The organism is Wolbachia endosymbiont of Nomada ferruginata (assembly GCF_001675785.1).
GTDB classification, from domain to species: domain Bacteria; phylum Pseudomonadota; class Alphaproteobacteria; order Rickettsiales; family Anaplasmataceae; genus Wolbachia; species Wolbachia pipientis.
In genome coordinates this window covers 1-590 of the sequence record NZ_LYUY01000191.1, presented here as the reverse complement: position 1 = coordinate 590, position 590 = coordinate 1, and the positions used below count along the sequence as shown (strand labels likewise).

The following is a 590-nucleotide window of genomic DNA, read 5'->3' as shown; positions in this document are numbered from 1 at the left end:
CTGATCACTATGGAGCTTGTGATTTGCTAAAAGAAGTCGATTTTCAGTATGTCATAAAAGTACTATATGCAGATAGGGCATGTGATAGGCACAAGTTTTATAAGTTGTGTAACGAATATGATATAAAGACAAAAATTCCACCAATAAACAATGCGGCAGAACATCCAGAAATAGATTATATGTCTGACAGGAATGCTGCTATTAGGTTAATAAAATTATACGGTGAAGATGGCATGAAAGAATGGAAAAAAGAAGTAAATTATGGGAAAAGATCTTATATTGAAGGGTTTTTCTCAAGATTAAAGCAAATATTCGGATTTAGTTTTAGGAATAAATCTGAGATAAATCGAGAAAAAGAACTAAATGCTATTTGCTTAATAAATTCACTGATATTGGTATGGCTAAATTTGAGATAGTTACATGAATTTACCATAAATCACCATCTCATAAAGTGTGATGCAACAAAGCCATCCCAGTGTCTGGGCACTGGGATGACACCCTTTTGGATGGAAACCAGTGTCAGGTACTCGGATGACACCATTTACAACCACTCTCCTACCCTTTCTAGCTGTTTATAGCTGTTAAATCTC

General features: G+C 34.6%; 1 protein-coding gene. It reads left to right on the top strand.

Going from position 1 to position 590, the window contains the following annotated elements:
* A partial coding sequence (locus BA053_RS07040) for a transposase (protein WP_245611633.1) occupies positions 1-416 on the top strand: 416 nt, incomplete at its 5' end.
* Positions 417-590: the final 174 nt, after the last annotated feature.